General features: G+C 65.5%; 25 protein-coding genes. 10 read left to right on the forward strand and 15 right to left on the reverse strand.

What is annotated here, in order from left to right:
* Positions 1-127 precede the first annotated feature (127 nt).
* Positions 128-781 (forward strand): glutathione S-transferase family protein, encoded by a 654-nt coding sequence (locus XI05_RS15665; protein ID WP_271503103.1) that lies wholly within the window; start codon positions 128-130, stop codon positions 779-781.
* Between the two features lie 74 nt (positions 782-855).
* Positions 856-1,008 carry a hypothetical protein gene (locus XI05_RS15670; RefSeq protein ID WP_172783222.1) on the forward strand — a complete coding sequence of 51 codons (153 nt, stop codon included), beginning with the start codon at positions 856-858 and terminating at the stop codon, positions 1,006-1,008.
* Positions 1,009-1,022: 14 nt separating this feature from the next.
* Here the strand turns inward: XI05_RS15670 and XI05_RS15675 are convergent, their stop codons facing one another.
* Both XI05_RS15675 and XI05_RS15680 read right to left on the reverse strand, forming a co-directional pair.
* The gene (locus XI05_RS15675) at positions 1,023-1,370 is read right to left on the reverse strand and encodes a hypothetical protein (protein ID WP_271503105.1); all 348 of its coding nucleotides are present in this window, start codon (positions 1,368-1,370) and stop codon (positions 1,023-1,025) included.
* 102 nt (positions 1,371-1,472) lie between these two features.
* On the reverse strand, positions 1,473-3,005 hold the full coding sequence (locus XI05_RS15680; RefSeq protein WP_172783220.1) for an acyl-CoA carboxylase subunit beta: 1,533 nt from the start codon (positions 3,003-3,005) through the stop codon (positions 1,473-1,475).
* Between the two features lie 140 nt (positions 3,006-3,145).
* Here XI05_RS15680 and XI05_RS15685 point away from each other — a divergent pair, with 140 nt between their 5' ends.
* The 3 genes from XI05_RS15685 (at position 3,146) to XI05_RS15695 (ending at position 5,210) form a co-directional block, all read left to right on the forward strand.
* Positions 3,146-3,550 (forward strand): DUF4260 domain-containing protein, encoded by a 405-nt coding sequence (locus XI05_RS15685; RefSeq protein ID WP_271503108.1) that lies wholly within the window; start codon positions 3,146-3,148, stop codon positions 3,548-3,550.
* A gap of 149 nt (positions 3,551-3,699) precedes the next feature.
* Complete coding sequence (locus XI05_RS15690; protein ID WP_271503111.1) at positions 3,700-4,290, forward strand: hypothetical protein; 591 nt, start codon at positions 3,700-3,702, stop codon at positions 4,288-4,290.
* 500 nt (positions 4,291-4,790) lie between these two features.
* The gene (locus XI05_RS15695; protein ID WP_271503114.1) at positions 4,791-5,210 is read left to right on the forward strand and encodes a hypothetical protein; all 420 of its coding nucleotides are present in this window, start codon (positions 4,791-4,793) and stop codon (positions 5,208-5,210) included.
* Positions 5,211-5,221: 11 nt separating this feature from the next.
* Here XI05_RS15695 and blaOXA read toward each other — a convergent pair whose 3' ends face one another.
* The 4 genes from blaOXA to XI05_RS15715 all read right to left on the reverse strand — a co-directional run bounded on the left by blaOXA (position 5,222) and on the right by XI05_RS15715 (position 8,857).
* On the reverse strand, positions 5,222-6,040 hold the full coding sequence (blaOXA, locus tag XI05_RS15700; RefSeq protein ID WP_271503116.1) for a class D beta-lactamase: 819 nt from the start codon (positions 6,038-6,040) through the stop codon (positions 5,222-5,224).
* Positions 6,041-6,112: 72 nt separating this feature from the next.
* Positions 6,113-6,376, reverse strand: a complete 264-nt coding sequence (locus tag XI05_RS15705; protein ID WP_271503120.1) for an EscU/YscU/HrcU family type III secretion system export apparatus switch protein — start codon at positions 6,374-6,376, stop codon at positions 6,113-6,115.
* Complete coding sequence (locus XI05_RS15710) at positions 6,373-8,007, reverse strand: flagellar hook-length control protein FliK (RefSeq protein ID WP_271503123.1); 1,635 nt, start codon at positions 8,005-8,007, stop codon at positions 6,373-6,375. The genes XI05_RS15705 and XI05_RS15710 overlap by 4 nt, the downstream gene beginning before the upstream one ends.
* A 55-nt stretch (positions 8,008-8,062) precedes the next feature.
* Positions 8,063-8,857 (reverse strand): ATP12 family chaperone protein, encoded by a 795-nt coding sequence (locus XI05_RS15715; RefSeq protein WP_271503126.1) that lies wholly within the window; start codon positions 8,855-8,857, stop codon positions 8,063-8,065.
* Positions 8,858-8,932: 75 nt separating this feature from the next.
* On the opposite strand from XI05_RS15715, the gene XI05_RS15720 reads away from it, so the two are divergent.
* Positions 8,933-9,379, forward strand: coding sequence for a hypothetical protein (locus XI05_RS15720; RefSeq protein ID WP_212254957.1), 447 nt, complete (start codon positions 8,933-8,935; stop codon positions 9,377-9,379).
* A 167-nt stretch (positions 9,380-9,546) separates the two neighbouring features.
* Here XI05_RS15720 and XI05_RS15725 read toward each other — a convergent pair whose 3' ends face one another.
* From XI05_RS15725 to XI05_RS15735, 3 genes are read right to left on the reverse strand one after another with little or no spacing between them, the layout of a single operon-like run.
* Complete coding sequence (locus XI05_RS15725) at positions 9,547-10,770, reverse strand: RluA family pseudouridine synthase (protein WP_271503128.1); 1,224 nt, start codon at positions 10,768-10,770, stop codon at positions 9,547-9,549.
* Between the two features lie 52 nt (positions 10,771-10,822).
* On the reverse strand, positions 10,823-12,160 hold the full coding sequence (locus XI05_RS15730; RefSeq protein WP_172783212.1) for a replication-associated recombination protein A: 1,338 nt from the start codon (positions 12,158-12,160) through the stop codon (positions 10,823-10,825).
* Positions 12,157-13,563: a DegQ family serine endoprotease gene (locus XI05_RS15735; protein WP_271503134.1), complete on the reverse strand. Its 1,407-nt coding sequence runs from the start codon at positions 13,561-13,563 to the stop codon at positions 12,157-12,159. Before XI05_RS15735 ends, XI05_RS15730 begins: the two co-directional genes overlap by 4 nt.
* 313 nt (positions 13,564-13,876) lie before the next feature.
* Here XI05_RS15735 and XI05_RS15740 point away from each other — a divergent pair, with 313 nt between their 5' ends.
* Entirely contained in the window at positions 13,877-15,490 is a 1,614-nt protein-coding gene (locus tag XI05_RS15740; RefSeq protein ID WP_271503137.1) for an OprO/OprP family phosphate-selective porin, read from the forward strand.
* Positions 15,491-15,663: 173 nt separating this feature from the next.
* Here XI05_RS15740 and XI05_RS15745 read toward each other — a convergent pair whose 3' ends face one another.
* Positions 15,664-16,038 (reverse strand): winged helix-turn-helix transcriptional regulator, encoded by a 375-nt coding sequence (locus XI05_RS15745; protein WP_271503141.1) that lies wholly within the window; start codon positions 16,036-16,038, stop codon positions 15,664-15,666.
* 122 nt (positions 16,039-16,160) lie between these two features.
* Between XI05_RS15745 and XI05_RS15750 the strand changes: the two genes are divergently transcribed.
* The 3 genes from XI05_RS15750 (at position 16,161) to XI05_RS15760 (ending at position 19,769) form a co-directional block, all read left to right on the forward strand.
* Positions 16,161-17,174: a zinc-binding alcohol dehydrogenase family protein gene (locus XI05_RS15750; RefSeq protein WP_271503144.1), complete on the forward strand. Its 1,014-nt coding sequence runs from the start codon at positions 16,161-16,163 to the stop codon at positions 17,172-17,174.
* Positions 17,175-17,271: 97 nt separating this feature from the next.
* Complete coding sequence (locus XI05_RS15755) at positions 17,272-18,765, forward strand: amidase (protein WP_271503147.1); 1,494 nt, start codon at positions 17,272-17,274, stop codon at positions 18,763-18,765.
* Between the two features lie 26 nt (positions 18,766-18,791).
* Positions 18,792-19,769 carry a Bug family tripartite tricarboxylate transporter substrate binding protein gene (locus XI05_RS15760; protein ID WP_271503151.1) on the forward strand — a complete coding sequence of 326 codons (978 nt, stop codon included), beginning with the start codon at positions 18,792-18,794 and terminating at the stop codon, positions 19,767-19,769.
* A 15-nt stretch (positions 19,770-19,784) separates the two neighbouring features.
* Here the strand turns inward: XI05_RS15760 and XI05_RS15765 are convergent, their stop codons facing one another.
* From XI05_RS15765 to rpsM, 5 genes are all read right to left on the reverse strand, one after another.
* Positions 19,785-20,573 carry an SDR family NAD(P)-dependent oxidoreductase gene (locus tag XI05_RS15765; RefSeq protein ID WP_271503153.1) on the reverse strand — a complete coding sequence of 263 codons (789 nt, stop codon included), beginning with the start codon at positions 20,571-20,573 and terminating at the stop codon, positions 19,785-19,787.
* Between the two features lie 195 nt (positions 20,574-20,768).
* Positions 20,769-21,185: a 50S ribosomal protein L17 gene (rplQ, locus tag XI05_RS15770; protein ID WP_025036979.1), complete on the reverse strand. Its 417-nt coding sequence runs from the start codon at positions 21,183-21,185 to the stop codon at positions 20,769-20,771.
* 121 nt (positions 21,186-21,306) lie between these two features.
* The gene (locus XI05_RS15775) at positions 21,307-22,338 is read right to left on the reverse strand and encodes a DNA-directed RNA polymerase subunit alpha (RefSeq protein WP_029674561.1); all 1,032 of its coding nucleotides are present in this window, start codon (positions 22,336-22,338) and stop codon (positions 21,307-21,309) included.
* 115 nt (positions 22,339-22,453) lie between these two features.
* Positions 22,454-22,843 (reverse strand): 30S ribosomal protein S11, encoded by a 390-nt coding sequence (gene rpsK / locus XI05_RS15780; protein ID WP_007603045.1) that lies wholly within the window; start codon positions 22,841-22,843, stop codon positions 22,454-22,456.
* Positions 22,844-22,965: 122 nt separating this feature from the next.
* A complete protein-coding gene (rpsM, locus tag XI05_RS15785; protein ID WP_008549231.1) occupies positions 22,966-23,334 on the reverse strand; it encodes a 30S ribosomal protein S13 in 369 nt (122 codons plus the stop codon).
* Between the last annotated feature and the right edge of the window lie 109 nt (positions 23,335-23,443).

Here is a 23,443-nt window from a genome sequence, read left to right on the forward strand (position 1 = left end):
TTTCCTCCCTTTGTTTGCCGCGAGACTAACCGCTTTCCGCTGCCGGCGACAAAAAGAGTCGGCCTTGGTGTCGGAATGGACGCCCTTCGCTCGTCCTCTGCGTCGAACCAGGACTCGGAGACTGCAAATGACCGACCTCACCCTGACCACCTTCAATTGGGTTCCCGAGCCGCCGCGTGGCCTCGTGCGCGACTTGCGCGTGCGCTGGGCCCTCGAAGAGGCCGCCCTGCCCTATCGCGTCGCCAGCACCCCGTTCGACGATCGCGGGCCTGCGCACCTCGCGCACCAGCCGTTCGGCCAGGTGCCGTGGCTGACCGACGGCGACATCTCGATCTTCGAGACCGGCGCGATCCTGCTGCATCTCGGCGAGCGCAGCGACAAGCTGATGCCGACAGATCCGCGCGGCCGCACTGAGGCGACGAAATGGGTGTTCGCGGCGCTCAATTCGGTGGAGATGGCCAGCCTGCCCTGGACCATGTCGAAGTTCATGGGACATCCGACCGACACGGCGGCGTGGAAGTTCGTCGACGACTTCCTCAAGCTCCGGCTCAAGCGTCTCGAGCCGGTGCTCGGCAGCCGCGAATGGCTGGCTGGCTCCTTCTCCGTCGCCGACATCCTGATGGCTGACGTGCTGCGCGTGGTCGACAAGTTCGACGGGCTGGCGGACAGCCCCGCCTGCCGTGCCTACGTCGCGCGCGCCACGGCTCGCCCGGCGTTCGCCAAGGCCCACGCGGACCAGATGGCGCATTTTGCTGCCGCGGATACGGCGCGCCGAACGTGACGCGCCTCACATAATCGATCCGATGCCCGGCATACAGTCGCCACCATTGGAAGAAAGCAATTTACAGGTGACCCATGGTCCGCATCGAATATCTCAAACGACAGATCGCCCGCGCCGAGCGGCTCGCCAAGGCCATCCTCGACCGGCAGACCGCCGACCGGCTTCAGGCCTATGCCGCCGAATGCCGCGCCGAATTGTCGGAGCTGACGCTCAAGACCGCCGCGTGAAGGGTCCTCGTGCGTCACACCAGCTTCAGCGGCGCGTCGGCGACGACCCGCAGGTCAATGCTGCCGATCAACGCTGAACGCCGCGCCTCTGCAGCACTGATGGCCTCGTCCGTCTGTCGTAACGTGCTGATGTTCGAGCCGAGCGAGACGATCCCGCCCAGCACCAGCGCGATCGATCCAAGCGCGGCGGTCTGACCGAAACCGAACAGTCCGAGGATCGTCACCAGCAGCAGCGCCGCCCCGCCACCGATCGCGATCTTGGACGCAAGAATGTACTTCCGGCACCGCTCGGCAATCTCGGCGAGCCGCTCGATCCGATCTTCGATGTCGGAGATTTCGTCGGTCGGGTCGTCTTCGGTCATTGGATTGAGGATACCGATTGTAGGGCGGATTAGGCGCAGCCGTAATCCGCGGGTTCGGATGAGTGGCGGGTTACGCTTCGCTAACCCGCCCTACGCCTCCCCTCACAACGGCAAATTGTCGTGCTTCTTCGCCGGCATTTCCGTCTTCTTGTCCTTCAGCATCGAAAGCGCCCGCGCGATCCGCTTGCGGGTCGAGTGCGGCATGATGACGTCGTCGATGTAGCCGCGCTCGGCGGCGATGAACGGTGACAGGAAGCGGTCTTCGTATTCCTTGGTGCGGGCTGCGATCTTGTCGGGGTCGCCGATATCGCTGCGGAAGATGATTTCGACCGCGCCCTTGGCGCCCATCACCGCGATCTGCGCGGTCGGCCAGGCGTAGTTCATGTCGGCGCCGATCTCCTTGGAGGCCATGACGTCGAAGGCGCCGCCATAGGCCTTGCGGGTGATGATGGTGACCAGCGGCACGGTGCACTGCGAGTAGGCGAACAGGAGCTTGGCGCCGTGCTTGATCAGGCCGCCATATTCCTGCGCGGTGCCGGGCAGGAAGCCCGGCACGTCGACGAAGGTGACGATCGGGATGTTGAAGGCATCGCAGAAACGGACGAAGCGCGCTGCTTTCCGCGAGGCATCGCTGTCGAGCACGCCGGCCAGCACCATCGGCTGGTTGGCGACGAAGCCGACGGTGCGCCCGGCGATGCGGCCGAAGCCGGTGACGATGTTCTTGGCGAAGGCTTCCGCGATCTCGAAGAAGTCGCCCTCGTCCACGACCTTCAGGATCAGCTCCTTCATGTCGTAGGGCTTGTTCGGATTGTCGGGGATCAGCGTGTCGAGCGACATGTCGACCCGCTCGATGTCATCGAAGCTCGGCCATTCCGGCACGCCGTCGGTGTTGTTGGAGGGCAGGAAGTCGATCAGGCGCCGCATCTGCAGGAGCGTCTCGACGTCGTTCTCGAAGGCGCCGTCGGCGATCGAGGAGCGCGTCGCGTGCACCGAGGCGCCGCCGAGCTCCTCGGCCGTCACGACCTCGTTGGTGACGGTCTTCACCACGTCGGGGCCGGTGACGAACATGTAGCTGGTGTTCTTCACCATGAAGATGAAGTCGGTCATGGCAGGCGAATAGACGTCGCCGCCGGCGCAGGGGCCCATGATGACGGAGATCTGCGGGATCACGCCCGAGGCGAGCACGTTGCGGCGGAACACGTAGGAATAGCCGGCGAGCGCGGCGACGCCTTCCTGGATGCGGGCGCCGCCGGCGTCATAGAGGCCGATGATGGGCGCCCTCGCCTTCATCGCCATGTCCTGCAGCTTGGTGATCTTGAGCGCATGGGTCTCCGACAGCGAGCCGCCGAACACCGTAAAGTCTTTGGCAAAGACAAAAGTCTTGCGGCCGTTGACGGTGCCCCATCCCGTGACGACGCCATCGCCGGGTACCTTGGTCTTCTCCATGCCGAACTCGGTGGAGCGGTGCTCGACGAACATGTCGAACTCCTCGAACGATCCCTTGTCGAGCAACAGCTCGATGCGTTCGCGCGCCGTCAGCTTGCCGCGGGCGTGCTGCGCCTCGATGCGCTTCTCCCCGCCGCCGAGCTTTGCGCCGGCACGACGATCTTCAAGGGCGTCCAGGATGTGTTTCATTTGCTCCCGCCAGTTCTTAAGTGATGGGCGGGTTCTAACACGGCATTTTGCGGCCCGGAAAGCCGCTTTCGCCGTCGCAGGGCTGACTTGCCGTAGCGGGAAAGCGCAAGGAATTACAAAGTTTTGCCCAGGAGGCGAGCGTGACGGAAGGAAGGTGCGAGACGGGCGCTGCGACGGGCGGCGTCAACATCCTGCTGCGGCTGGAGGGCCTGACCCTGTTTGCAGGGATGGTGACGCTCTATGCGGCCTGGGACGGGTCGTGGCTGGTGTTTGCCCTGCTGTTCTTCGTGCCCGATCTGAGCTTCCTGGCCTACCTGTCCGACGCCAGGTTCGGCGCGATGGTCTACAACGCCGCCCACAGCTACATGGCCCCGGTGGCGCTGCTGACGCTGGGTTTCGGCCTCGCCTCGCCCCTCACCCTTTCCATCGCCTTGATCTGGCTTGCCCATATCGGCCTCGACCGGGCGCTCGGCTACGGCCTGAAATATTCCGCCGGATTCGGCTTCACCCATTTGGGGCGGATCGGGCGGCAGAGGGGCTCCTGATCTCAAATTTGGCAGCCCGGCAGGTTGACCGGGCCGACCGATTCAGGCTTGCTCCGGAACGATCAGGCGCCGAATGTTGCGTGAGCCCAGTCGGTACGGCGGCGGTTCTTTACGCCTTAGCTCGAGCATCACCAACTGGCATCACCGAGATGTCCGCGACGGTCGTCCCCCTGCCGCCGAACCGAGCGTCCGAAACCATCGACTTCCTGCGCCGCATGGCCGGCATGGTGTCGGGGCGGAACGGCGAGATGCTGCTGCGTGCAGCCAGCATGATCGAGTCGCTGAGCCAGCGGGCGATGTCGGCCGAGCGGCTCTATCATCAGGCACAGGAAGAGAGCACGCGCAACGCCGAGCTGCGCGAGTCCGCCGAACTCGCTTCCGACGCCATGGTCGGCCAGATCGCGGCGCTGCGGGCGCAGCTCGCCGAGCTCACTTCAGCGACCGCAGCCGAGCGCGCCGCCTTCGATGCCGAGCGCGGCAAGCTGCTCGCGCTGATGCAGCATGCCGACAGTCATATCGGCAAGCTCACGACGGAGCTCGACAGCTTGCGTGCCTCCGTCGACAGCTTCAACGAGACCGTGGTCTCGGTGCCCATCGAGGTGCTGCGGCTGGCGCGGATGCAATTCGATTATCTGACGAGCGGCTTTGCCCGGCGCGGCGATCCGATCTCGCAGGCGATGAGCGAGATCGGGGGCTTCGCCATCGACCAGGCGTTGACGGCGAAGCCTGACCCTGCCTGAACTCCGCCCGGCGACCGAAGCAGGCGCTGCCGCGGTCCAAAGCGAAATGGCCGTCGGTTGAATCGATGGCCGCGGTTCCTTCACCTCTCCCGCTTGCGGGAGAGGTCGGCGCGAAGCGCCGGGTGAGGGTTCTTTCCTCTTGGACATTGTCCCATTGCGGAAACACCCTCTCCCCACCCCTCTGCCGCAAGCGGGACGCAAGCGGGAGAGGGAGCGCACCTCGGTCGCAGCAATCGAGTTTCATCATGCTTTAGCCACGATAGCCCAATGTGGACGCACTTTCTGAGAGGACCCGCAAGAGACTGCGGATCCGTGTCGGCATCTGTTTGCGGCTGACCTGGACGGCGTGGATCGGCGTATTCGGCACGCGCCAGCTGGAGTTGCTGATGGCTGCGTGGTGTTGCCATGACGTCATCATAGCAGTGACATCGAAACCACTACCAGGCCGGGCGTTCGAAGCGATATCAGCTCGCAGCAAGAACTCACGACCGGAGAGAACAATGTTCGTCGATATCGACAATGGATCACTCGTGACCGCAGGCTCGAGCTTGCCCGGAGATCAACCCATCTTCATGCTCAATCTTCTACGCTATCGGGATGAGGCCTTATACCGGGGCAAGTCCGAGCTTCCGGCCTGCAGCGGGGGCGAAGCCTATTACACACGCTATGTCCCCGCATTTCGCAAGGTCGCAATTCCGCTAGGGGTCACGCCGACTTGGCTTGGCTCCGTCGGAGCCCTGCTGGTTGCGGCGCAAGGCGAAGCCTGGCACGACGCCGCAATGGTCCGCTACCCCGACTTCGCGACCTTTCGAGCCATCGTCTTGAGCCCCGATTACCGGCGTGAGGCCGAGCCTCACCGCCTGGCCGCGCTCGCCGATTGGCGTCTGATTGCGACGACCGAGGTTCAGGTGCCGGCTTGACGACGGTCGCGCTAGATCGCGCCGATCTCGGCAAGGCAGGCTTGCGTCAGCGTCATGCGAGCCTCGATGTGGCGCGGCTCCTTGCAATCCATGTTGAGTGCGAAAACAGTGTGTGCCTCGCCCTTCTCGGCCCAGCCGACCATCCAGCCGAGCGAAGGCTCGCCGCGCTCGGCGCCCAGGAGGCCGGACTTCGCGCGGATGACGCTGTCGCCAACCTTGGTCGCCGGCAGGATGTCGCAGACGAGGTCCTGGCTGCGCTTTGAGATCGGCAGTGCACGGCGGCGCAGCCGGTCGACGAAATCGACTTGCTCGACCGGATCGATGCGCAAGGCCCCGGTAAGCCAGAACTGGTCGATGCCGCCGCCGATGTCCCGATTGCCGTAGTCGAACGCGTCGACGTATTGCTGCATGCGCACCTCGCCGATGCGGCGCGCGATCTCCTGATAGACCGGCACCGCGCTCACGAGAATCGCGCTGCGCAGCGTGTGATCTTTGTTCCAGGCCTCGATCGGGCGCTTGACGCCGTCCCAGGGAAACACGTCCTTGTCGGGGTCAGTGACGACACCGGTCTCGAGCGCAATCAGCGAGTTGGGAATCTTGAAGGTCGAGGCCGGCAGCTTGCCCTCGCCCGAGCGTTCCTTGTCGCTGGCGACGATCAGATAATCCTCGACCTTGTAGCCGACGAACGTGCCTGACGTGCCGAGCTCGGTGAAGCGGTTTGCAAGAGTGTCGCTGATTTCATTGCGCGGTGGCGCGACATGGGCGCGCGCGCGTCGGGGCAGGATCGCGGTTGCGGCGAGGAGGCCGAGGGTGGAACGGCGGGTGAGCAAGGCAGTGTCCGTCGAATGATGAAAGTGGCCGCGACCATGCAGCCGAGACGTGGTGAAACGATGACAGATGGTTTATCGCCCCCGGCCCGACAGCCGCAGCACGAACACCAGCACCTCGGCGACGGCCTTGTAGAGATCCGGCGGGATTTCGTCGCCGAGCTCGACCTTCGACAGCGCGCCGGCCAGAACCTCGTTCTCCTCGATCGGAATATCGTGGGCCTTGGCGATCTCGACGATCTTTTCGCCGATCGTGCCCTGGCCCTTGGCGACGACGACGGGCGCGCCGGATCCCTTCTCATAATGCAGCGCGATCGCGAGCTTGGACGGATCGCTCATGTGGCACGATCCAGGAAATGGCCGGCGCGGGCCGGCGCCGGTGGCGGCGGCGTGCCGTCGCGGACCACGATATCACCGGGCTTGAGCTCGGCCTTCGTCAAGGCCTGGCTGAGCTCACCGATGCCGGCGCGGAGCTGCTGCGCCGTCGCCGGCCGCTCCGCCCACATCCGGACGAAGGTCTTGTCGCCGTTCAGCGTGATCATCGCATGCACGGGCCCGGCCGGCTCGACATTGAGCGAGAAGCGCGCGCGCCAAGCGCGCTTGGCGGGATCGGCGGACTCGTTGCCGCCATCGCGCGAGATCTCAAACTGCGCCATCGCGGTGCCTTGCGGAGTCGCGAACGGAATCTCGAAATTCCACTGCGGCACGGCCGGATCGGTGCGGTGACCGCTGGCGTCGGTGCGATCGGGGAGCGAGGCAATCTGCAACAGCGTCTGCCGTGCGATCGCGGCATCGGTGTCGTCGAGCAAACGATGCACGGTCGCAGCCAGCGGCGTGTCCGGCGCGAGCGACGGCGCGGCGATGGACTGCGGCGCCGGCAGCGCACCGCGGACTGGCGGAGGTGTCTGCTGTGCGGCAGCCTCGAAGACATGGGCATCCGGCAACGCCTTGTTGGAGCCCGGCACGTTGCCGGTCAGGCGCGGCGGGTTTTGCGTGAGCTCTTGCAGCAGGCTCGCGGCAAGGCCGGCGGACATGGTTCGCGGCACCGCGGCTTGCGGATTGTTGCCCGTCACCTCGGCCAGCACGGCGGCAGCAAGCGCACCGCGCGACAATTGCGCCGGTTGGGCGACGTCCGCATCCGGTGACGGCGACGCCGCTTGTGCCGTCCCGCCCGCCAGCCCAGCCGCGGAGGCTGCGGTCTGCGTCGTGGCCGCAGCACTCGCCGGCAGCGACACACCTTGCGGAGTTGCCTGCGGCACTCCCGTCTCAATCGCGCCGGAGGTCGAAGCCAGCGTCTGGCGCAACACCAGCAGTGCGGCCTTCAAGTCCGGGATCACGCCGGAGGACGGCGTTGTGCCTGCGGCCAATGACGCCTCGAAAAACAGCCCGGACTTCTGGAAGGCAGATTCGATATCGCCGCCGTCGAGGGCCTGGTTGAGCGGCGTCTGTTGCGCAAGCACGTCGAGCACCGCCTGCTTCAGCCCTGCGGGCAGGTTGCTGCCTGTCACGACGGAGGCCAGGTTGGCGTACAGCGGCGCCTGGCTCCCCTGTTTGGTCGCGGCCTCGGCAGAGGCCGTCGCGACGGCGGCCTGCTCGGACGGCGTCAGGGTGTTCCGTGCCGTAGCCACTGACGGCGCCAGCGGCGGGCTGTCCACCAGCGCGGCCGCCCGCGGCGTCAGCGTAACCTGATCGCCCGCCGCCTCGCCTGCCCCGCTCATGACGGCGAGGCGAATGATGCCGTTGTTCTGCGAGACCGCGAGCTGGAGGTTCTGCCCCGGCGTCAGCGCCACCTCCGACATCACGTCCATCGACAGGTTGGCGATCGCGATCCGCACCAGATTGTCGGCGAGCACGCTGACCACCCTGGCATCAACCACACTGCCCGCTTGAAGCACGAGATCCGGTGTCGCCGCATCAGCCGGGCGGCTGGCAGCGTTGACGGGAGCAAGGGAGGTGACCGGCGTCGGCATCTCGGCAGCCTTAGGGAGCGCCGGCTACCGTAACCGCTGCCTCGTAAACCTCTCGTTAAGGACCTTGGACGGCCGGCGACTTCACCGCCGCCAGAACCGTCACGGCGGCCTGGAAATCCTTCAGGCGCGCGGAGCGGCGGGCGGCCGCCTCCTCGTCCACGCCCCATTGCTCCGCGTTCCAGTCCTCGTCGACATGGGCGGCGGCCCAGACCTGGTCGGCATCGCGCACGCCCTGGTCCAGCGCCAGCGCCAGCAGCGCCGAGCCGGTCAGGGTGGTCACCATGTGGAGCGCGGCGACCGACCAGGGGTCGCCGGGCAGCGCAGCCCGTGCGGCCTTCAAAGCCTCGTCCGGCTGCTTCACGTGCATCACGCCCTCCGACAGGATGAAATGCGCCCCCAGCGTCTCCGCCGCCCAGAACAGCACGGGGTCCCAATGCGCAGCCTCGCGGGCGACCAGTCCCTCGGGATGGCCGGCACGATAGAACAGCAAGTCAGACTCGAAATATCTGGCGAGGTCGTCGCTGACGAGCGCGACGCGATCGACGACGCCCTCGACCACGCTGTTGGCGATCCGCGTCAACGGCATGGTCACGGGATCGATCGTCTCACCCTGGGCGGCCCATTCCGCGGCGACGCGATCTGCGAGCGCGCGCCTCGGGATCACCACCTGGCGACCGGACGGCGTGCGGATCGGCTTGCCGTCGAGAGTGATGGCGAAGCCGCCCTCGGCGTCAGCGACGCCGGCCTCCTTGTAGAAGCGCTTGCGCAGGGGCGTGCGCGTGGAGGCGCGCGCCGAGTCCCGGGGATCCGGCGGGGGCTGGCTTGCTGCTTCTTCGAACAATTCGCGCATGTCGCTTTTCGGTTCCGGTCGCTGGATGCTAGGCTTTTAAGATAAGACCGGCGGCCGATAAAGCGAGCGGCGGGCATGAGGGAAGTTGCGGGCATTGGGGCCCTGTTGGCAGGATTTTGGCTGGCCGCGGCGGAGGCCGGCTTCCGCACCCCGGAATCGCTGGTCCGCAACGTCTATGCCCATTACGGCGAAGGGGCGCCGGAGCTGTCAAAAGGCTTGCCGCGGGACGCCGTGACCGCCCGCCAATTCTTCGATCCGCCACTGCGCAAGGCCTGGAGCGCGCCGAGAGTCGAGCCCTATGATTTCCTGGTGCAGAGCCAGAGCTGGAAGATCGGCCCTGTTACGATCGCGGTCGTCCGCAGGCAATACGACAAGACATATGTCGCCGCGAATTTCGACAATCGCGGTCGCCGGGTGGCGCTGAACTTTGTCGTGGTCAACGGGCCCGAGGGCTGGCTGATCACAGATGTCGAGAGTCCGCATGACTCCTTGCGGATGTTTCTGGAGCAGTTCCGGAATTGAGGGTAGCCAACCACTGCTGTCTCCGCACCGTCATTGCGAGCGTAGCGAAGCAATCCAGAATCTCTCCGCGGAGGCAGTCTGGATTGCTTCGTCGCACCAGCGCAAAATGGCTACGCAATTTTGTCGCGGGCTCCTCGCAATGACGGGACTAACAGCGGAGCTCAGCCCTACTCCTCCGGCGCGTTCTCGATCGGATCAAATCTGGTTGCGTCCAGCCCGAGCAGGTTCCACGACTGCTGCATGTGCGGCGGCAACGGCGCGGTGGCGTCGATCACGCCGCCGCGCGGATGCGGGATGACGATGCGGCGTGCGAGCAGATGCAGCCGGTTCTGCAGGCCGCCCGGCAGCTGCCAGTTCTCGATGTTGAAATATTTGGGGTCGCCGACGATGGGATGGCCGATATGGGCCATGTGGGCGCGCAGCTGATGGGTGCGGCCGGTCACCGGCTTCAGCGACACCCAGGTCAGCTTGTTGCCGGCGGTCTCGACCACGGCGTAGTACGTCACCGCGTGGCTGGCGCCCTCATCGCCATGCTGGGCGATGCGCATGATGGTGTCGTCCTCGCCCTCCTCCTTTGCGAGGAAGGTCGAGATGCGGCCCTGCTTCGGCTTCGGCAGGCCCGGCACCAGGGCCCAATAGACCTTGCGCGCCGAGCGCGAGCGGAACGCGCCGGTCAGATGCGAGGCGGCAAAGCGCGTCTTGGCGATCAGGAGACAGCCCGACGTCTCGCGATCGATGCGGTGGACGAGGCGCGGCTTCTGACCCTTGGCGTCGCGCATCACCTCCAGCATCTGGTCGATGTGGCGCGTCATGCCCGAGCCGCCCTGCACGGCAAGGCCGGCCGGCTTGTTCAGGACGAGGACGTCGTCGTCCTCCCAGATCGTCATCTCCTTCAGCGCCTTGAGCGTCTTCTGCGCAGCCTCCGAGAGCGGGCCTGCCGCCTTCGGCGTGTCGAGCTTGAGCGGCGGAATGCGGACGCTCTGCCCCTCCTCCAGCCGGTCCTTGCTGTCGACGCGCTTGCCATCGACGCGCAGCTCGCCTTTGCGGACGACGCGCTGGATGTGGGAGAACGACAGGCCCGGAAAGCGCGCCTCCAGGAAACGGTCAACGCGCATGTTGTTCTCGTCGGCCGAGACCGTGACGGTCTGCACCTTGGTCGGCAGCAGCGCCTCGACGGACTTCTCAGGCGCAGGCCTCTCCTGGACCGCTTTGGGCGGACGCCGCTCGGCGCGCTCGCCCACAAAGCGCGGCTTTGCACCCGGCTTACCGCCGGGCTTGCCACCCGGACGCGGCCCGGCCTTCTTCGCGCTACGCGCCTGATGCGGGCGCGAATCGTCACGCTCGTCACGCGAACGCGGCTTTGGGTTCATTCTCTTGATGCGGCGGCTCATGATTGCCTGCGTACCCTAAAAGCCGCCTGCCGTCACGACGAAATGGCCGCTTCTAGGGCGAGCCGCCCCGCTCCTTGCGCAGCTTGGCCCAGTAATCCAGCCGCTTCCTGATCTCGCGCTCGAAGCCGCGCTCGGGCGGGTCGTAGAAGGTCTGGCGACCCAGGGCCTCCGGGAAATAGTCCTGACCGGAGAAGGCGTCGGGGGCGTCGTGGTCGTACTCGTAGCCGGAGCCGTAACCTTCCGACTTCATCAGCTTGGTCGGGGAATTGAGGATGTGCTTTGGCGGCAGCAGCGAGCCGGCCTGCTTGGCGACCTGCATCGCGGTGCCGAAAGCGGTGTAGACCGCGTTCGATTTCGGCGCGGTGGCGAGATAGACCACGGCCTGCGCGATGGCGAGCTCGCCCTCGGGATGGCCGAGGAAGTCGAAGGCGTCTTTCGCCGCATTGGCGATGACGAGCGCCTGCGGATCGGCAAGTCCGATATCCTCCACCGCCATGCGCACGACGCGGCGGGCCAGGAACAGCGGGTCCTCACCGGCGTCCAGCATGCGCGCGAGGTAATACAGCGCGGCATCGGGATCGGAGCCGCGCACCGACTTATGCAGCGCCGAGATCAGGTTGTAATGGCCGTCGGCCGATTTGTCGTAGATTGGCGCGCGGCGCTGCAGGATCTCCTGCAACTGCGCGGCATTGAAGATCTCGTCCGCCCGCGCCGAACGCCAGACCTCTTCGGCGAGCGTCAACGACGCACGGCCATCGCCGTCGGCCATCCGCACCAGCACCGCGCGCGCCTCCGCATCGAGCGGCAGCTTCCTGCCCTCGACGGCTTCAGCATGCGCGAACAGCTTTTCGATCGCGGCCGCATCGAGCGAGCGAAATACCAGCACGCGCGCCCGCGAGAGCAATGCCGCGTTGAGCTCGAAGGACGGGTTCTCGGTGGTGGCGCCGACCATGACGACGGTGCCGTCCTCCATCACGGGCAGAAAGGAGTCCTGCTGGGCGCGATTGAAGCGATGCACCTCGTCGACGAACAGCAGCGTGCCCTTGCCCATCTCGCGGCGGGCGCGCGCGGCGTCGAATGCCTTCTTGAGGTCCGCGACGCCGGAGAACACCGCCGAGATCTGCTCGAAATGCAGATCGGTCGCGTCAGCCAAGAGCCGCGCCACCGTGGTCTTGCCGGTGCCGGGCGGGCCCCAGAACACCAGCGAGCCCAGCGTGCGCGTCTCCAGCATGCGCGTCAGCGCACCGTCCGGGCCGAGGATGTGATCCTGGCCGACGACCTCCGAGAGCGTGCGCGGGCGCAGCCGGTCCGGCAGCGGATGCGGAGCATCGTGATCGAGCCCCGCCGCGGCAAAGAGAGTCGGCGTCTCCTGTGGTCGCTTCGGACTCATCCGCCCAGCGTGACGTTGATCTGCTGGCCGCCGCGCACCAGCGTAATGCGCCAGATCCGCGGCCGCTCGCCCGCGGCCTTCTCGAGGTCGCCGGTCTTGCTGATCTTCTGGTTGTTCACGGCGAGGATGATGTCCCCTTTCTGGAAGCCGACACTCGCAGCCGCGGTATCGCCGCCGATATCGGTGATCACGACACCTTCGGTGTCGGCATCCAGACGCAGCTCATCGGCCACGGCCGGCGTGATGGTCGAAACCTTGGCGCCCTGGAACGGCGAGCGCGCGGTGACGACGAGCTCGTTGCGCCCCGTGTCGGGCGCCGTCTCCAGCGCCACCGTCAGCTTCACCGACTTGCCACCGCGCTGCACGTCGAGCTGCGCGGTGCCGCCGAGCGGACGGGTTGCGAAGCGATAGTCGAAGGCGTTGGGATCATCCACGGTCTGGCCGTCGATCCCGGTGATGAGGTCGGAGGATTTCAGGCCGGCTTTCGCCGCCGGACCGTTCGACACCACGCTCGCGACCAGCGCACCGGTCGGCGAGCGCAGGCCGAGGCTCTCGGCGATCTCCGGCGTGACCGCCTGCAATTTCGCACCGAGCCAGGGACGCTTCACCGCCTTGCCGCCGCTTTTGGCGGAGGCAACGACGACGCGCACCATGTTGGCGGGAATCGCGAAGCCGATTCCTTGCGAGCCGCCGGAGCGCGAATAGATCGCGGTGTTGATGCCGGCCAGCTTGCCGCTCATGTCGACCAGCGCGCCGCCGGAATTGCCGGGATTGATCGCCGCATCGGTCTGAATGAAGAACTGATAGTCGGTGATGCCCACTTGCGTGCGCGCCAGCGCCGAGATGATGCCTTGGGTCACGGTCTGGCCGACGCCGAAGGGATTGCCGATCGCGAGCACGACGTCGCCGACGAGGAGTTCATCGGAATTGGTGAAGTCGAGCGTCGGGAATTTCTCCCTGCTGTCCTTCAGGCGCAGCACGGCGAGATCGGTCCGGGAATCCTTGAGCAGGATCTCGGCCTCGAACTCGCGCTTGTCCGACAGCGACACCTTCACCTGGTCGGCGCCCTCGATGACGTGGACGTTGGTGACGACGAGGCCGGAGGCATCGACGATGACGCCGGAACCGAGCGAGCGCTGCATCTGCTCGGGCTGCTGGCCCGGCACGCCGAAGAAGCGGCGGAAGATCGGATCATCCAGCAGCGGATTGCGGTTCTGCACGACCTTTGCGGCATAGACGTTGACGACCGCCGGCTGCACCCGCTGCACGATCGGCGCATAGGACATCCGCAGCTCGGCCGGCGACGACGGGACCCGACGGTCCTGCGCAGCAATCGGATTGAAGGTGGCCGAAAGGGCTACGCACAGCGCCGTGACGGCGGCAGTCCAGGTCGCTCGAAACATTCCTACCTCTTGGAAAAGACGCCGGAATATAGGCGCGTTCGCCCCCCAATAGAAGGGCGCCGGAGGGCAATATTCGCCCCCTTCTTCGGCGTGTCCGGCATGCAAGGGTGCCGTGCGAATCTGCAATTTACCCCGGACGGCGGATTGGCATGATGTGCATCATCTTGCATGGTGGTGTGAGGCGGATTCGGTTGCGGCGAATTTGCATCAGTGGGAACCCACGCAACCGTTCGCAGCGTCGCGGGGCAGTCATCGATCACACCTAGGCTCTCCGTTCGCGACTTGGGGAAACAGTCAAATGATGGAGCGTAACGTGAGCAGAACAAGAATTGCGGCCACCGCGATTGGTCTCGCCGGCGCGCTGGCGGCCTCGCAGGCCCAAGCCCAATCGGCAAGCAGCAGCGAGCAGGAGATCGCGCTGTTGAAGCAGCAGCTGAAAATGCTCGAGCAGAAGCTCGACAAGCTGCAGAGTCAGACCGCGGCGAACACGGCAGCCGCGGCAAAGGCAAAAGCCGAAACCAAGGCTGAGGCCAAAGCCGAGGCGCGCGCGGAGGCAAAGGCCGCGGTGGCCAATGCCAACGCGGCAATCCCGGTTAAAGGGCCGGCGCCGGCATCCGGCGTCGTCGTGACGATGCCAAACAACCGGCCGACGATCTGCACCGCCGACCAGGCCAACTGCGTCGCCATCACCAGCCGCGTGCATTGGGACGTCGGCGGCTATGACTACCGCCCCAACACCGCAGCCACCGTGCCGCAAAAGCTCGACAGCGGCCAGAATGTCCGCCGCGCGCGCATCGGCGTCACCGGCAAGTTCTTCAACGACTGGAATTTTGCGCTGGTCTACGATTTCGGCGGCTCGTCCGACGGATTCGGCGGCACAGCTCCGGGATCGCTGCCGGGCGGCGGCGTCTCCGGCGTCGAGAACGCGTATCTCAGCTACACCGGCCTGAAGCCGTTCGGCGGCAAGATGGCGATCGAGGCCGGCATCATGGACCTGCCCTACACCATGGACGAGGCGACGAGCTCGAACGACATCATGTTCATGGAGCGCGCCTCGCCCGGCGTGATCGCGACCAACATCGCCGCCGGTGATTTCCGTTCCGCAGCCGGTGCGCGCTGGTTCAACGACCACCTCTGGATCGGCGGCTATGTCACGGGGCCCTCGACCGGTGCGATCCATTCCGCCTCGAGCGCGGCGCCGGCGGGCACCAGCGAGCAATATGGCGCCGTGGCACGCGTGGCCGGCAATCCCATCAGCGGCAAGGATTATTCGGTGCATATCGGCGCCGATGCGCAATGGCTGATCCAGCCGCCGCGCAATCTCATCGCCAACACGCAGACGGTCACGCTGAGCGATCGTCCGGAATTGCGTCTCGACCCGACCACGCTGATCTCGACCGGCGCCATCGCCAATGCCTCGGGCGCGCAGGTCTATAGCGTCGAGGCGGCGGCGACCTACGGCCCGTTCATCGTCCAGGGCGAGTATTTCTGGTACAATGTCGATCGCACCGCCAACACCGGTGTGCCGCTGGTCGGCGCACCGAGCCTGAAATTCCAGGGCGGCTACGCGCAGGCCGGCTATGTGCTGACCGGCGAAGGCCGGTCCTACAATGCGGCGAACGCGGCCTATGGCGGGGTCAAGCCGGCGCATCCGTTCTCGCTCGACGGCGGCGGCTGGGGCGCGTGGGAGATCGCGGGACGCTTCTCGACGATCGACCTCAACGATCAGCTCGCCACGGCGAGCGGCGTCGCAGGTGGCCGACAGACGGTCTATACGCTCGCACTCAACTGGTACGTCAACGGCAACGTGCGCTTCATGCTCGACTATCTGCACGGCACAGTGTCGCGGCAGGCCTCGCCGATATCGACCGCAGACGTCGGCTCGAAGTTCGACGCGGTCGCGATGCGCACGCAGTTCGCGTTCTGACTTTACACCTCTCCCACAGGGAGAGGTCGCGCTGAAGGCGCGGGTGAGGGGTTACGCTCTATCGAGGATGCCGCGCCCCCTCACCCGAATTGCTCTGGACGATGCTGCGCATCGCCAGGCGCAATTCGACCTCTCCCGTCGGGGAGAGGTAACGGCACCACCCCTCACCTTCATCACGCTGCACGCTTCTTCTTCACGACCACCGGCGGCGGCACGCAGGACAGCCGCTCCTGGTGGCTCTCGCCCCAGGCCTTCAGGATGTCGATCACGGGCCTCAGGCTCTCACCGAGCTCGGACAAGCAATACTCCACGCGCGGCGGCACCTCGGCATAGACCTTGCGGATGACGAGCTTGTCTTCCTCCAGCGCGCGCAGCTGCTTCGTCAGCATGCGCTGGGTGATGCCGGGCATCCGGCGGCGCAATTCGCCAAAGCGCTGGGTGCCGCTCTGCAGGTGGTAGAGGATCACGCCCTTCCACTTGCCGTCGATCAGGTCCAGCGTCGCCTCGACCGAGCAGCCGGGACGGCGGGCGAAATTGCGGCGTTTCATGCGGGTTTTCCCAATAGTATCCAAACAGGGACTATATCCCCGAATTTACAGTACTTGCCAAATCGGAGCCAGAGCGACAGTTAGGGCGGCAGGCGAATAAAACCATCTGATGGAGACACGCCATGAAGGCCGTCGGCTACAAAAAATCGCTCCCGATCGAGGACGCGGATTCACTGTTCGATTTCGAGACCGCAAAACCCGACCCCAAAGGGCGCGACATCCGCGTCGCGGTGAAGGCGATCTCGGCCAACCCGGTCGACTACAAGGTGCGCAAGCGCGCAGCGCCCCCCGAGGGCGAGACCAAGATCCTGGGCTATGACGCGGCCGGCGTGGTCGATGCGGTCGGGCCCGAGGTCACGCTGTTCAAGCCGGGCGACGAAGTGTTCTACGCCGGCTCGATCCTGCGCCAGGGCACCAATGCCGAATTCCACCTGGTCGACGAGCGCATCGTCGGCAACAAGCCGACGAGCCTGTCGTTCGCGCAGGCCGCCGCCCTTCCCCTCACCTCCATCACCGCCTGGGAATTGCTGTTCGACCGGCTCGGCGCGGTGCCGGGCAAGAGCGTCGATCCGCGCACGCTGTTGATCACGGGCGGCGCCGGCGGCGTCGGCTCGATCCTGATCCAGCTCGCGCGCCGCCTCACCGGGCTGACGGTGCTCGCCACCGCCACGCGGCCGGAATCGCAAAAATGGTGCCTCGATCTCGGCGCGCATGCGGTGATCGATCATGGCAAGCCGATGAAGGAGCAGATCGAGAAGTTGAAGCTGCCGCCGGTCGCGCTGGTGGCCAGCCTCACCTACACCGACCAGCACTACAAGGCGATTGCTGAATTCATGGCACCGCAGGGCAAGTTCGGCCTGATCGACGATCCCCCGGAGTTCACGGTTGCCGCATTCAAGGGCAAGGCGATCTCGGTGCACTGGGAATCGATGTTCACGCGCTCCTCGTTCCAGACGCCCGACATGATCGCGCAGCATCATCTGCTCAATGATGTGGCCGACCTCATCGACAAGGGCGTGTTGCGCACGACGCTCGACCAGACCTTCGGCACGATCAACGCGGTCAACCTCAAGCGCGCGCACGCGCTGCTGGAGAGCGGCAAGTCGCGCGGCAAGATCGTGCTGGAGGGGTGGTAGGCTTGGCACTCCGCGTCAATTGAGGCATCATGCGTCTGCGGTCCCGGAAAAGAGGGCCGACCCCCGCCCCCCGGGACCAGCAACAAGCAGATTGATAATGACCGAACCATGCGACCTGTCGGCGGTCGCGGCACGCGCGCTGATTGGCCAACGCAAGCTCTCCCCCGTCGAGCTGACGGATAGCTGCATCCGCCGCATCGAAGCGGTCGATCCGGCGGTCAATGCCGTCGTTGCGCGCTCGTTCGAAACCGCGCGCAAGACGGCGCGCGAGCGCGAGGCCGCCGTGATGCGCGGTGAGACCCTCGGCGCCGTGCATGGCCTGCCGCTCGGTGTCAAAGACCTGATCGATGCGGAAGGATTGCCGACCAGCTTCGGCAGCGTGCTGTTCGCGGACAATGTCGCCAGGCAGGACGAGGCCATCGTCGCGATGCTCAAGCGCGAGGGCGCGATCGTCATCGGCAAGACCAACGTGCCGGAATGGGGCGCCGGCGGCAACACGCGCAACGCCGTGTATGGCGCGACCGGCAATCCCTTCGATCCCAATCGATCCGCCGCCGGTTCGTCGGGAGGATCGGCGGTTGCGCTCGCCACTGGGATGGTGCCGCTCGCGACCGGATCCGATACCGGTGGCTCCGTGCGGAATCCGGCCTCCTTTTGCGGCGTGGTCGGATTCCGGCCCTCGCCCGGACTGATCGCCAGCAACAGCCGCAACATGGCCTGGCTGCAGATCTCGCAGCTCGGGCCGATGGCGAGAACCGTGCCCGACGCTTGCCTCATGCTGTCCTGCATGCTGGATCGTGACGCACGCGATCCGTTATCGGCGATCCTTCATGCGGGCGGTGCGCCCTCGGCGGCGCTCTATCGCAGTCCGCCGCGCGTCGATCTCTCCGCGCTCCGCATTGCTGCAACCAGCGATTTCGGCTTTGCGCCGACCGAGGGGGTGGTCGCCCGCGCCTTCAGACAGAAGCTCAATTCGTTCGAAACTGTATTTCGCGGAGTCGAATGGGCTCATCCTGATTGCACCGGCGCGGACGAGGTGTTCAGCGTCCTGCGCGCGGTCGCATTCCTCGGCCGCCATCGCGAGCTCGTGGAGAAGTTTCCGGACAAGGTCGGGCCCAACGTTCGCGACAACGTTGCGGAGGGGCTCGGCTATTCGGCTGCCGACGTCGCGCGTGCGCTTTCGATGCAGACCGACCTTTACCGGCGCTGGCAGACCTTCTTCGCGGATCACGATTTCATTGTCGCGCCTGCGGTCACCATCAGCCCCCGGCCGTGGTCGGAGCTCTATCCGGCCGAGATCGACGGCCGGCCGACCAAGAGCTACTTCCACTGGCTCGCGCTCGCCTATGCCGTCACCAATGTCGGCCATCCCACCGTCGCAATCCCGGCCGGACGCGACCACGCCGGTTTGCCGTTCGGCATCCAGGTGATCGGCCCGCGCGGCGGCGATCTCTTAACGCTCGCGGTCGCGCGCGAAATCGAAGCGGTGCTCGCCGCCAATCCGGATACCGCCCGCCCCGTTCCCGACATTGCGTGGCTTGCCAGGCAGCCGCCGATTGCGGACAAGCCGGGATTTCTCGCCTTCGATTGAAACGTCAACCGCGGAAAAACGACACTATGAAAACAACGTTCCTGACGCTAGCGCTCGCCGCGATCGGCTCGATCAGCGTCAACTCGCTCGCAACCGCGCAATCGACCTATCCCGAGAAATCACTGCAATTGATCGTCCCGTTCCCGCCGGGCGGCGCCTCCGACGTGGTGGCCCGCATCATCGGCGGCGAGCTCGAAGCCCGGCTTGGCAAGCCCGTCATCATCATGAACCGTCCCGGCGGGGGCACCACGATCGCGGCCAAGGAGGTCGCACGCGCGGTGCCCGACGGATACACCCTGTTCTTCAGCTCGAACTCGAGCTTCACCTTGCCGGCCGCCGTGAAGGAGAGCGTTCCTTACGATGCGGCCAAGGATTTCGAGCCGCTCGGCCGGGTCGGCAAGATCACCCTGGCGCTGGTCACCTACAAGGACAATCCGGTCAAGGATGTGCCTGCGCTGGTCGCGGAGGCAAAGGCCAATCCGGACAAGCTGTCGCTGGCCTCCTTCGGCGTCGCGACGGTGTCGCATTTCGCCGGCGAGTTGTTCAAGTCGAACGCCGGAATCAAGATGGTCCACCTGCCCTACAAGGGCAGCGCGCCGGCGATGAACGATCTCATCGGCAAGCACATTCAGTACCATGTCGACACCTTGATCGCCGTGAAGCCGCAGATCGAAGCCGGCGCCGTCAAGGTGCTCGCTGTGTTCTCGAGCCAGCGCACACCATTCCTGCCCGACGCACCGACATTGGCAGAGCTCGGCTATCCCGCCATCGACTTCTCGTCTTGGGGCGCGGTGGTCGCGCCCAAGGGGCTGCCGCCGCCGGTTCGCGACAAGCTCACGGCGACGCTGGAGGAGATCATCAACAGCCCCTCCGTTGTGGAGCGCTTCGTCAAGGTCGGCTTCGAGCCCGGCTTCGCACGCTTCGACGACTGGGCCGGCGCGGTGACCAAAGAGACGGCCGAGATGAAGGACATCGCGCAGAAGGCCGGCATCAAGGACGAGTAGCCGACCGCCATCGCCTCAGGCGATCGTGTTGACGATGCCGCCCTCCGCGCGCAGCGCCGTGCCGTTTGTGGCGGACGCTTCCTTGGAGGCGACATAGACCACCATGTTGGCGATCTCGTCGACGCTGGCGAAGCGCTGCAGCAGCGAGCTGGGGCGATGCTGCCTGACGAAGTTGGCCGCGGCTTCGTCCACGGACTGGCCGTTCTGCCTGGCGAGATCCTTGACGAACGTCTCGACGCCCTCCGACATGGTCGGGCCCGGCAGCACGGAATTGACGGTGACGCCGGTGCCAGCGGTGAGCTGCGCCAAACCGCGCGCAACGGCAAGCTGGGCAGTCTTGGTCATGCCATAGTGGATCATCTCGACGGGAATGTTGAGCCCGGACTCCGAGGAGATGAAGACGATGCGGCCCCAATTGCGCGCGAGCATGCCCTTCATGTAGGCCCGCGACAGCCGCACGCCGCTCATCACATTGACCTCGAAGAAACGGCTCCAGTCCTCGTCGGGGATGTCGAAGAAATCCTTAGGCTCGAAGATGCCGGCATTGTTGACGAGGATGTCGACCTCGGGCAGCGCCGCAACGAGTGCTTTGCAGCCTGCCGCGGTCGAGACGTCGGCCGCGATGCCGCGGACCTTGGCGCCCGTCCCTTCCAGCTTGCGCACCGCCGCATCGACCTTGTCCTGGCCGCGGCCGTTGATGACGACGCTGGCGCTCGAGGCGGCAAGGCCCTTGGCGATGGCGTGGCCAATGCCGGCGGTCGAGCCGGTCACGAGGGCGGTCTTTCCGGAAAGGTCGATCTTCATGCGATATCTCCATGGATGTGAATGGAGATATCGGAAGCGGCTCCCTCAGCTGCAATCAGGACTCACTGACGCGTGAGGATTGTGAATGGTGGGCACGCCGCGCGAAGAGCGCGCGCCTTTGCCCACCCTACCCTTCCTACGCAACGAAAAAGCGGCGCCGAAGGCGCCGCTTTTGAAACTCCATGCCGGTCGGGCTTACGCCGCCTCGGCTTCCTTCTCCTGCACCGGGCCGGAATCCTGGCCCTTGGCGTCGACGTCGCGATCGACGAACTCGATCACGGCCATCGCGGCGTTGTCGCCGTAGCGGAAGCCGGCCTTGATGATGCGGGTATAGCCGCCCTGGCGGTCCTTGTAGCGGGTCGCCAGCGTGTCGAACAGCTTCTTGACCATGTCGACGTCGCGCAGCTCGGAGATGGCCTGACGGCGCAGCGACAGGCCGCCCTTCTTGCCGAGGGTGACGAGCTTCTCGACGATCGGGCGAAGCTCCTTGGCCTTGGGCAGCGTGGTGACGATCTGCTCGTGCTTGATCAGCGCGGCCGCCATGTTGGCGAACATCGCCTTGCGGTGCTCGGCCGTGCGGTTGAGCTTCCGATGAACCTTGCCGTGACGCATGTGTCTATTCCTTACGTATGAACTGCCGCGACGGTTCGTCGGACCAGTTGCTCAGGTGGGCTTCCTGCGTTCGCCCATAAAAATCGCGGCCAGATGTCTCCGGCCGCGACGGTGAAGTCGATCAGTAATGATCCTCGAAGCGCTTGGCGAGCTCGTCGATGTTCTCCGGCGGCCAGCCCGGCACTTCCATGCCGAGGTGCAGACCCATCTGGGCCAGCACTTCCTTGATCTCGTTCAGCGACTTGCGGCCGAAGTTCGGGGTGCGGAGCATTTCCGCCTCGCTCTTCTGCACCAGGTCGCCGATGTAGACGATGTTGTCGTTCTTCAGGCAGTTGGCCGAACGCACCGACAGCTCGAGCTCGTCCACCTTCTTGAGGAAGGCCGGGTTGAAGGCGAGGTCCGGGATGATCTCCTGGGCGACTTCCTTGCGCGGCTCTTCGAAGTTGACGAACACGTTGAGCTGATCCTGCAGGATGCGGGCGGCATAAGCCACCGAGTCATCCGGCGTGATCGCGCCGTTGGTCTCGATCGTCATGGTCAGCTTGTCGTAGTCGAGGATCTGGCCCTCGCGGGTGTTCTCGACCTTGTAGGAGACCTTGCGGACCGGCGAGTACAGGCTGTCGACCGGGATCAGGCCGATCGGCGCGTCCTCGGGACGGTTGCGCTCGGCGGGCACGTAGCCCTTGCCGGTCGAGACCGTGAACTCCATGCGGATCTCGGCGCCCTCGTCGAGCGTGCAGATCTGCAGATCGGGGTTGAGCACGACCACGTCGCCGACGGTCTGGATGTCGCCGGCGGTGACGACGCCCGGACCCTGCTTCTTCACGACCATGCGCTTGGGGCCTTCGCCCTGCATCTTGATCGAGATGTCCTTGATGTTCAGCACGATGTCGGTGACGTCCTCACGGACGCCCGCGATCGAGGAGAACTCGTGCAGCACGCCGTCGATGTGCACCGACTGCACCGCCGCGCCCTGAAGCGAGGAGAGCAGGATGCGGCGCAGCGCATTGCCGAGGGTCTGGCCGAAACCACGCTCGAGCGGCTCGGCGACGATGGTCGCAAAACGCGAGGGATCGCTGCCGGGCGTGACCTGGAGCTTGTTCGGCCGAATCAGTTCTTGCCAATTTTTCTGGATCGTCACTGTTTCACCCATACAGGCCAGTCGATTTGACGGTGCAAATACTGGCGTTGGAGAAAGGCCGCAGATCATTCCCGCGGCTTCTTGCAAAGTCGCTGCGGGCGCCGACGCGCCCGCAGCTCGTCAAAAATCAAACGCGACGACGCTTGCGCGGCCGGCAACCGTTGTGCGGGATCGTGGTCACGTCGCGGATCGAGGTGACGGTGAAGCCGGCGGCCTGGAGCGCGCGGAGCGCCGATTCGCGGCCCGAACCGGGACCGGCGACCTCGACTTCCAGAGTGCGCATGCCGTGCTCCTGCGCCTTCTTGGACACGTCCTCGGCGGCAACCTGCGCGGCGTACGGGGTCGACTTGCGCGAGCCCTTGAAGCCCATCGTGCCGGCCGAAGACCAGGCGATCGTGTTGCCCTGCGCGTCGGTGATGGTAATGGTCGTGTTGTTGAACGACGAGTTCACATGCGCGACGCCGGAGGCGATGTTCTTGCGCTCACGACGACGAACGCGGGTGGCTTCCTTGCCCATTGAGTCCCTTTCCTGAAGATCTCAAACGCCGCCGTAATGCCAGCGGCTACACCTGTGGAACGAAAAGCGCGTGGCGAACGGGCCTCCCCGCATCGCCACACGCCGCGACTGAATTCGAAAACTTACTTCTTCTTGCCGGCGATGGCCTTGGCCGGGCCCTTGCGCGTGCGCGCATTGGTGTGGGTCCGCTGACCGCGCACCGGCAGACCGCGACGATGACGCAGGCCGCGATAGCAGCCGAGGTCCATCAGACGCTTGATGTTGATACCGACCTCACGACGCAGGTCGCCCTCGACGAGATAGTCGCGGTCGATGACTTCGCGGATCTGGAGCACTTCGGCGTCGCTGAGCTGGTTGACGCGACGATCCACGGGGATCTTGACCTTCTCCAGGATCTCACCGGCGATCTTCTGACCGATGCCATGGATGTACTGGAGCGCGATCAGCACGCGCTTGTTGGTGGGAATGTTCACGCCGGCAATACGGGCCACGGCCTTCTCTCCTGTTGCCGACCCCTCGTCAGGAATCGGGCTTTAAGTGCTTGCGTTCTCGGGCAGGTGTTCACAAACGCGAACACGACGCCCACCCCCGGTCTTCCTG

The organism is Bradyrhizobium sp. CCBAU 11357 (genome assembly GCF_028128865.1).
Classification (GTDB): Bacteria; Pseudomonadota; Alphaproteobacteria; order Rhizobiales; family Xanthobacteraceae; genus Bradyrhizobium.